We start from the raw sequence: 9,647 nt of genomic DNA on the forward strand, positions 1-9,647 counted from the left end.
GATGATTTTTCTTTGTGGCTTTACCGGGCAAAATAATTAACCCTCAAAAAAAGTGCATGACGGTTTACAATGTATTCTTTTCCGAATTCATCCTGCTTGTTTCGCAGGCGCAGTCGGTAATCCACTGAAATGTATTTGAAGAGTTTCAGGTTGAGGACATTTTCCCATTCAATAGTTGTGGCTTCGTCACTCCGGAAAGGAAAAAGAAAATCTGCATTGGTGTAATAAGTGAGGTTCAACGGAAGTTGGAAATTCCCGATGACCGATACTTCCGCACCCCGTTGTTTTTGAGTTTCCTGGGCTTTGAATAGACGGTAGGAAATATCATTGACCGTTTCAACATCCGTGGATAACGGGTATACATCATTGTAGTAATCCTGCCGCAGGCCAAATCCTGCCCGGATATTCAGATTCACCCGGCCGGTGTTGAAAGCCCTGAGATTTATCCCTACCCCTTCTTTCAGAGTCAGGGGCATAATGGACGGCTTGGTCTTGACTTGGTTCACCGAAAGACCCTGTTCTACCGTATTTCCTTTCAGATCTTTCTTCCGGTAATTTATGGGTGAAGAAAAATAAACATATTCGTTTACCAGGTGTAATTCACTGTCAAAACGGCCGTAAATTCCCATGTTTTCCAGAAAATAAAGGATGAACGTATTTCTGAAATATGTGTCGTCATTGGAAATCCGGAAGCCGGTATCCGTCGTTTTGGTCGTCCCCAGTTCAATCAGGTTCCGCAGGGTATAGTTAATTGGGAAATTGTCATAAGTTACCTTATTTTCAAACTGGGTATTAAAGACGAGGGTTGTCTCGTGCTCTTCTTTTTTCCTTTCATTGGTGCTGTTTATGGAAGCATTCCCGTAAAAGGCGTTTAAAAGATGCCAATGACCGATGGTGCCGGCCAGTTCATCCTCTTCCAGCACGCCGGCGCCGATAAGATCGCCGGGGGTTCCGTCCTGATTGGTGCTGACAACAAGGGTGATTTTTTGAAATTCTCCTTTTGTGAGATAGACGGTGGTAAAATTCCGGTAGGTGTTGAAGGGTTCGTTGTTGATAGTAATTTTATACCGTCCCGGTTTCAGCATCCAGACCTGCTGTTCTTCTCCGTATTCCCGTCGGGCCGGAATCCCGATGCCGTATGTCTGTCCCGTTTCCCAATCAAAAATTTCATAGCGTACCCGGACCACTTCCTGTCGTTCATCGATAATGTTTACAATCAGGCAGCTCCAGTCCGGTTCAACAATAGTTTTATACCGGGGGATGATTTCGATATCCTTCTTTTTCATCATCTGGCGGCGGCTGCCGGAGCCGTACTCTATGGTATAGGTTCCGGACGGCAGGACCAGAGGCTCTCCGGGGATTCCGTCAAATTCCTTTCCGTCCCGGTTGAACAGCTTAAACGGCGGTTCGTTATCTGCTTTGGAAATGGCGGGTACCAGAAGAATTCCCATACCTTCCGGGATTTTCTCCGCGATGCCCGGCAAAAGGGAATCGGCCGGCTCTGTGAGTGGTTGAGCTGCATCTTTCTCCGGCAGGCGGCCATAATGGCGGAGGATTTTATACAGGAGTGCATCCGTTTCTTCCAGGAGGATTTCATTGACGATTTGGACAAAGGTTTCCACCTCATCATCCAGGAGGATTTTTTCCGTATTCACTGTATGCTCGATAAACAGATTGTTCTCCCGGTTATCCCGGAAGACGAAGGTCATGTTGATCCCGGCAGCACGGACATCTTCCGTTTCATAGAGTTCAATGTTGTTTACGCGCAGGGTCAGATTGCAATCGGGACGTACATCCAGAAAATCCCGTGAGACCCGGCGGAAAATATTGTAAGTGCTGATGCGCTTATTGATCAGGCTTGGGATGATTTCCGTGAGCCGCATGGCCCAGATATCATTTTCTGAATAGGTGATGCGCGGACCAAAGTGGCGGATAACAATTTCCGGACGGTTATATGTGGATGGAATAACTACATTATTAATTTGTAATGAAAGATTTAAGGGCTCTTCCTGAAAGAGTTCCTCTTTCTCCGTATGGGAGTAGTATTCCAGAACGTAATAATTCCGGACAAGCGTTTCCCGGGTGAAACCGCAACCCGTTATCAGTATGAGTAGGAAAATAAGAAAAATGGTTTTTTTCATGATATGCCCCATTATGCTTTATCGCCTGGAACGCAGTAAGATGGACGGATCGTCACTGAGTTCCCGGGAGAACTGGTTCAGATAATCTGCCGCCTGTTTCAGGGTTTCAATGGATTGGATCAGATCTTCCCGGGATTTCAGAACCATCAGATCAATCCGGGTAATGGTCTGGTTAAAATTCGCCAGAGCATTCACCGCCTCTTCGGAAATTCGTCGGATATTGGCTTTTTCCAGGGTGCTGTCGATTTTGTTCAGGGTGTTGATTACCTCGCCGGACACGCCCCGGACATCCGCCGAAGCCAGCTCCTCACTGAACAGCAGGGTGTTGTTCATGATGGTATCCAGTTTCACAAGGTTCTGTTCAAACCGTTGGATGCTGTTCTGAGTGGTTCCGACCAGCCCCCGGACATCTGTAATCAGGGTTCGCACGTCGTGTGTGGCAGTATCCAGGGAGATGATCATCCGGCGCACAGGTTCCCGGTTCTCTTCCAGATAGGTGTGAACCAGCGACAGGATGGTATCCACCTTTTCCTGGTTACTGATGTCCGTAATGGCGTTCAGGTTGTTTAGCAGCAATTCAAATTTCTCCGCAATTTTTTCTGCTTTGCCTGTGATATCCTCCAGGGCAGAACTCCCCGGTTTGATATTGGAGCCGGGAGGCAAAAAATCCGATTCGTTGCTGCCGCCGGTCAGCTCAATCTGCTTCAGTCCCGTAATACCGATACTTACCAGGGTCGCAATCATATCCTCTTTGATGGGCGTTCCCTCTTTGACACTGATCCGTACTGTCACCTGATTGATATCATCCTTATTGATGGTGATTTGATCCACCTGGCCGATATTGATTCCGTAATATTTGACGGCACTGCCTTCCTGGAGTCCGATGACCGATACATTTTTATACTGGATGTAATAAATATCCCGCTTTTCCATCAGCTGTTTGCCGGCAATGATGACAAATGAAACAATCAACAGCATCAGGGTGATGACGAGAAAAACACCCAGTCGGACTTTTTGTGCTCTGGTGGCCATGCTCTGGGTTCCTTTGTTGTCTAAGACATTATATGATTGTTGGTAGAAACAGCCGGTTAAAATCCGGATAAAACGGTATTTACCGGCACATCGTTTATTTATCGTATCTTAAGATTAATAGGCGGGAAATTCCAAAGGATTTTTATGTTGAGACGTTGAGACGTTGAGACGTTCAGACGTTTAGACGTTGAGACGTTCAGATGTTGAGACGTTCAAATGTTGAGACGTTGAGACGTTCAGACGTTTAGACGTTGAGACGTTTAGATGTTGAGATGTTTAGACGTTGAGACGTTGAGATGTTTAGACGTTCAGATGTTGAGACGTTTAGACGTTCAGATGTTGAGACGTTGAGATGTTGAGACGTTTAGACGTTGAGACGTTCAGACGTTGAGATCTTAGTAAGGGGTGATGGATGATCTTGATAGGATTCAATCAATGACGGAGTTTTATCTTCCCGGGATTTCGGTCCGGGGGTGACAAACTCCAATCCGCAACTCACAACCCGAAACCCCGAAAAGAAATATCATAAATTTTCCCTTTACCGTATATTCACCGGAATATCAGAAATATTCATCTTGTTTTGAAAGGAATTCTCATCAGAACTGCAAAAATTATCCTGGCGTGTCTTCTTGTATCCGGTGTTGGAATGCTCCGTGCCGAGCCTGGTGTTCCGGGTATACACCGGCAGCAGTGGGAATTTTACCGGCAGTTCGAAAAGGAAACGGTCTGTTCGGAGCCGGAACCGGAAATCTACCCCCTGAACAAAGCAGCTGCTTTATCCCGGTATCTTAAAAAGGATGTTTTCGGTTATCTGCCTTATTGGGAACGAACAAGCGCCCCACAGTATTTCCGGTATAATCTCCTATCCCAGATCGCCGTCTTCGGATGGACCGTCGGCCCGGCAGGGAATCTCACACCGCCTTCCGGATGGCCTTACGACTGGGCCGCCATGATCAATAAAGCCCATCAATACGGTGTGAAAGTGGTGATGTGCATGATTGAGTTTGATGACGATGAGATGCACACCCTCATCACTAACCAGTCCAACACCCGGAATTTTATCAACAATGTGATTTCCGAAATGGAAACTTATCAGTTGGATGGGGTGAATATCGATTTTGAAGGTCCGAAAAACGAGGATCGCGGTGCGGTGATCAATACCTTTATGAAACAACTCACCGATTCGGTCCATACCCGCCTTGGAACCGAATACGAGGTCTCATTTGCCGGCCCGGCAGTGAACTGGGGTGAGCGATGGAATCTGGCGGGACTCGCTGATGCCTGTGATTACATTTTCATCATGGGTTACTCTTTCTGGGGAAGCTGGAGTTCCACGGCAGGACCTACGGCACCGTTATCAGGAACATCAAATAATATTACAACTACCGTGACCGATGATTATGGAAGTGCTGATCCCGGCAAACTGATTCTGGGCGTTCCCTATTACGGGAACCGGTGGCAGACTGCAGATGGTTCCGAAGGCTCCGCTTCGGTGGATTACATCGGCTCTCTTTTTTACCGCTCAGCCAAAGATCTCTTCAGCCGGCACGGAAAAATCTGGTCCGTTACCTATCAAGTCCCATGGGGAAAGTATATTTCTGACTCTCAGTGGTATCAGTTCTGGTGTGATGACGCCCAAAGTCTGGGACTGAAATATAATCTGGTGGATGCCCATGCTTTGCGGGGCAGCGGTATGTGGGCATTAGGGTATGATGGCGTGAATATGGAACTCTGGAACCTGCTGGCGGAACGGTATTACGATTTTCCCCGGGAGGAGATTCTTGCCGGATTTGACGATTCCTTGGGTAAATTCAATACCCATCCTACTTACAGCGGTTCCACAAAAGGTATCAGCAGTGATTCCTATGCCATGCATGACAGCTCACAGGCTTTTTCCGGTACCGGCTCCGGACAGTGGGTGCTGAAGGATGATGCAACAAGCAGTGCAGACTGGCAGGTCAGGATTCTGTCCGATAAAGGGGACCGTTTTCTGAACCGGGGTTTTTCATCCAACGGTGTGGTAACGGTCTGGCTTAAAACCAGTGCGCCAGCGGGTAAATCCCTTGCACTTATTGTGGATGATATGGCCGGGGGGACGGAGATTTCCGATCCTCAGATGATTATTGGAGACGGAGGATGGCATGCCTACCGCTTTGACCTTTTCGGCGAGGAGTGGGCCTCTTTTTCCGGCGGTAACGGAATTCCTGAAGGCCCCATACTCACCCTGGATGCCATTATGCTCTACAGTCCTGATCAACCTGAAGATTGGGTGTTGAATATGGATGAGATCCGTTACGACACGCATGAAACTCAGCTGGTTTCCACCCTTCCCGAATTTTTTGAACTCCGCCAGAATTACCCCAATCCCTTTAACGGGGAGACGGTGATTCCTTACGTCATTCACGAGGCCGGTCGGGTAACCATGGCTCTTTATGATATCAGGGGCCGCTTTGTCAGGCAACTCGTTGACGGATATCATGCGCCGGGAATGTATTCAGTGCGGTTTTCGGCGGAGAATCTCTCCAACGGAACCTATATCTATCGCCTGACAGGACGAGAAGCATCCCGGAGCAGCAAGATGATCCTCCTGAAATAAAAAAACTCACTTAATTTTATAGAACCGGCTTATGAACCGATAGATTCATTCAGGCGTATAATCCGCATTTCATCCAGCAAAGCTTTGTTTTCCTCCCCGTTCATATTCTCATTTTCCGGCAGGAAACGGAGTTCAAACACATGCAGACCTGCTTCCATGGATACCCGGAGACCGTTGCTGTATTCCCAGTTATCCCACTGGTCCACACCCCGTTGTGGCATAATCACGGCTCCGATTTTCTGCTGATCGGCGTAAAAGGTCCGGATGGCGCATTTATTATCCGTATTGATGGGACCGTTCCCGTTGGCATACCGGAAATCAAAATGGTACACACCATCTTCCGGAAGCATCACGGTAAAAATAACCCGCCGGTTTTCTGTGCGGCTCAATACAAGATAGCCATCTCCCTTGAATCCACGGTAATCCCTTTTTACATTATCTCCGTTCACATCCACCGTCAAGCTTTTACTGCCCGGGATAACTGTCAGGGGTTCGCTTAAAAAAGAAGCCCAACCCTTCTTGTCCACCGCTCTGACCTGGTATTCCGTGAAGTGGCTCTGGTCAGGAATTTTATACTGACAATCCGCAGTTTCAGTTTTTTTAACCCCATTCACAAAGATCTCGTAAATCTCCGCACCGGGGACAGGCTCCCAGATGATGGTTTTTCTTTCATACCGGAGGAGGGGTGTTCCGGGATGGGTATGCCATGGCCGCTTGTTGACAGTTTTTTTTTCACCGCGGTTATTGGCCATGTGGATTGTTACATGGTGGAATCCTGACAGAGTGCAGGGGATACGAGGTTCGGCAAGGGGGATTCCATCCAGCGAAATGGAACGGATTTCAGTCCCGGTCCCCAGGATTTCAATATCCAGCAGAGCCTGTCGGTAAGGGAAGTGTTTAATCCGCAGTGTGTCTCCGTATCCCGGCGGAATAACCGGTTGAAAGGAGAGAGCCTTTTCATCAAAGCGGATGCCGGCCAGCACACGGAAAACCATGGCCAGATTTCCGGCTACGCTCCACAGTTGACGGTCACTGTTGATTTCGGTCCCGATAAAATCCCCGGTTTCTGCCACAAAATTCTCTTTGTTTGTCCCAAAAAGAGCCGCAGCTCTGTAAATCGATGCCATGCAGTGTTCCACGTGGGAAAGGTGTCCCTGATCCGCCGCCGCCCATGTCCAGTAAGCTACCACAAAGGGCCAGATGCCGTTGTTATGGTAGGGAGGAATATGGGGGATCTGGGGATAAACGCAGGGAATCCCGAAATTGCCTACCGGTATGTTTTCCAGGATTGACCTGGCACGGGATTGATCGGCGATGCCAAAAAGCAGGGTCAGGGCTTCACCCAGGGCTTCCGGTTTTTCGGAGAGGCTTTGATAGTGACGGCCGTAGAGGAATTGACCGTACCAGCCATAGGATTCGGACCATAAATGGGAATTGACGGCCTTTTTAATTTTTTCGGCACTTTCAAGATATTTTTCCGGGTCTTCCCCCAGAATTTCCGCCATGCTTGCCAGAACCCTGCGGGTTTGATAGTGAATGGCATTGGTGCTCAGACACTGGCTCCGGTAAATATCCACAGGATTCATCCACCGGGGATAGGTTTGTTCCCGCCAGTCCAGAAAGGATGATTCTCCGTAAAACAGGCCGGTTTCGGGATTCACGGCCACGGCATCATCCTCGGCGGCGCTTCGGGCGATGACAGGGTATGCCTGCCTCAGCCAGTCCGGATCACCGGTGGCAGCATAAATTTCCCATGCGGCCAGAGCCCAGGTCATCCGGTCCGTACTGACCGGCCACGATCCGCCCGTTCCCGTATCCTGAATAATCCGACCGTTTCTGACCTTGGCCATCAGGCTCTTTTTAGAAATTTCCGGCTCCAGGAAGGCCAGGGAAAGAAGAATGGAATAGCTGATATCCCGGGTCCATACACCGGTCCATTTGGCACCGGCCATGAAAGTACTATCTTCCCGGATATCTTTCTGAAGCTCCTCAAGAGACAGGCGGGTCATGGCATTGACCAGGGGGATATTGGAGCGGACTCCGGGGTAATGATCTACAGGGAGGGTTCGGCACCAGTGAATTTTTTCCACCGGTGTTTCGTCTTTTTCCTGATTCGGACTGACATAATCACTCATGATTTCGTCTTCAGAAAGCACGGTTGCCGTATAAGCACCTTGCCGGACGGATGCAGAGTGGATGGAAAAAGTGTCGGAGCGGTACAGGGCGTCCTGTCCGCAGGCTGTAAGCAGGACCAGAATTGCTGCCGAAAGTATGTTTTTTAACATCGAGCCTCCTGTTACGTCATCATATTAAATATTAGAAAAAGATACCCCAAAGGGTCAGGACCGTCAGTACGAGAAGGATGCTCAGGCCAATATTGATTTTGGTCCACAGGGGATTTTTAGCTTCGATCATATCGGTGAACTCGCTTCGGACCTCTTTGGCTGTGGCGAAGGTGAGTCCGGCAATCTTTTTCCGGGCAGGAATTTCACCGGCCAGGCTTACGCCCACCAGAACAGCAATGGAAATGACAAAGAGCATGACGGCAAAATGAAGGAAATTCATGGTAGCAAACCAGTGGAAAAAGCCGAAATCCCAGGCAGCTTTTTTAGCCAGGATTTCCATAATCAGGCGGAGAGCTCCCAGGATTCCGCCGCTTGCCAGGGCATAAATGGCTCCTTTGCTGTTGGCTCGTTTCCAGAAAACACCCAGGATGAAGACGGCGGCGATGGGGGGGCTGATATAGCCCTGAACACTTTGGAGGTAGACAAAAAGCTGGGAGCTGATACTCCGGATCAGGGGAACCCACAGAATCCCAAGCAGAACGAGTCCTGCCGTTGCCATTCGGCCAACGCGCACCAATTCTTTTTCCGTGGCGTCAGGTTTATAGTGCTTATAAAAATCCATTGTAAACAAAGTAGAGCTACTGTTAAAGCAGCTGGCCAGGGAACTCATGAGGGCAGCGAGAAGACTGGCAATCACAATGCCTTTGATTCCCACGGGGAGAAGGTTGCTGGTTACCAGAGTGGGGTAGGCTTCATCACCCCGGATACCGGGAAAGAGGGCCAGGGCAATCATTCCGGGAAGGACCAGGATAAAGACAGGCAAAATCTTCAGAAAACCGGCAAAAATGGTACCGGTCCGGGCATGATTGATATTTTTCGCGCTGAGCACCCGTTGAACGATGAACTGATCTGTACACCAGTACCAGATTCCCAGAATGGGAGCCCCGAACAGGATACCGGTCCAGGGAAAATCGGGATGTTTCACAGATTTGAACATGCTGAAAAAATCCGCCGGGAGGGAGGCCCGAAGGCCGTCGAATCCTCCCACTTTATTTAATCCCAGCAGGGTAAGGGTCACCGCCCCTCCGATCAGCACCACCGTCTGCAACAATTCCGTATAGATCACGGCTTTCAGTCCGCCGGCGATGGTATAGAGTCCCGTTATAATCACAAGGATAATTGCAGAAGTGATCATATCCCATCCCAGAATTTTATTGAGAAGAAGACCGCCGGCAAAGAGGGTTACGGAAATCTTTGTCATCACATAGGCAATGATGGAAATGGTGGTCAGGTACATGCGACTGCTTCGGCTGTAACGCCGTTCCAGAAATTCCGGCATGGTAAACACGCCGGATTTCAGGTAGAAGGGAACGAAGACCCAACCCAGAAAGAGGACCGCAAATGCAGCCAGCCACTCAAAGTGTCCGACCGCCAGTCCGCTGGTGGCTCCGCTGCCGGCCAGACCGATAAAGTGTTCGCTGCTGATATTGGAGGCAAAAAGGGAGGCCCCGATCGCCACCCAGCCCATATTCCGCCCTGCAAGAAAATAGTCCGTACTGGTCTTATGTTTAGAAAAATAGAGTCCGATTCCCA

5 protein-coding genes are annotated in these 9,647 nt (G+C 49.1%); 1 reads left to right on the plus strand and 4 read right to left on the minus strand.

What is annotated here, in order from left to right:
• Positions 1-20: 20 nt before the first annotated feature.
• Positions 21-2,141: a membrane integrity-associated transporter subunit PqiC gene (locus J7K63_02565; protein ID MCD6233909.1), complete on the minus strand. Its 2,121-nt coding sequence runs from the start codon at positions 2,139-2,141 to the stop codon at positions 21-23.
• 18 nt (positions 2,142-2,159) lie between these two features.
• Positions 2,160-3,173, minus strand: a complete 1,014-nt coding sequence (locus J7K63_02570; protein ID MCD6233910.1) for an MCE family protein — start codon at positions 3,171-3,173, stop codon at positions 2,160-2,162.
• Positions 3,174-3,753: 580 nt separating this feature from the next.
• Between J7K63_02570 and J7K63_02575 the strand changes: the two genes are divergently transcribed.
• Positions 3,754-5,769: a T9SS type A sorting domain-containing protein gene (locus tag J7K63_02575; protein ID MCD6233911.1), complete on the plus strand. Its 2,016-nt coding sequence runs from the start codon at positions 3,754-3,756 to the stop codon at positions 5,767-5,769.
• A 29-nt stretch (positions 5,770-5,798) separates the two neighbouring features.
• Here the strand turns inward: J7K63_02575 and J7K63_02580 are convergent, their stop codons facing one another.
• Complete coding sequence (locus J7K63_02580) at positions 5,799-8,054, minus strand: glycogen debranching protein (GenBank protein MCD6233912.1); 2,256 nt, start codon at positions 8,052-8,054, stop codon at positions 5,799-5,801.
• A 31-nt stretch (positions 8,055-8,085) separates the two neighbouring features.
• Positions 8,086-9,647: sodium:solute symporter (locus J7K63_02585; GenBank protein ID MCD6233913.1), on the minus strand; the 1,562-nt coding region annotated here is incomplete at its 5' end.

Source organism: Candidatus Neomarinimicrobiota bacterium (assembly GCA_021157965.1).
Lineage (GTDB): Bacteria > Fidelibacterota > Fidelibacteria > Fidelibacterales > Fidelibacteraceae > Fidelibacter.

What these genes read in the sequence shown, in the direction of transcription:
- J7K63_02565 (MCD6233909.1), bottom strand. Translation starts at nt 2,141, where the DNA reads ATGAAAAAAACCATTTTTCTTATTTTCCTACTCATACTGATAACGGGT.
- J7K63_02570 (MCD6233910.1), bottom strand. Translation starts at nt 3,173, where the DNA reads ATGGCCACCAGAGCACAAAAAGTCCGACTGGGTGTTTTTCTCGTCATC.
- J7K63_02580 (MCD6233912.1), bottom strand. Translation starts at nt 8,054, where the DNA reads ATGTTAAAAAACATACTTTCGGCAGCAATTCTGGTCCTGCTTACAGCC.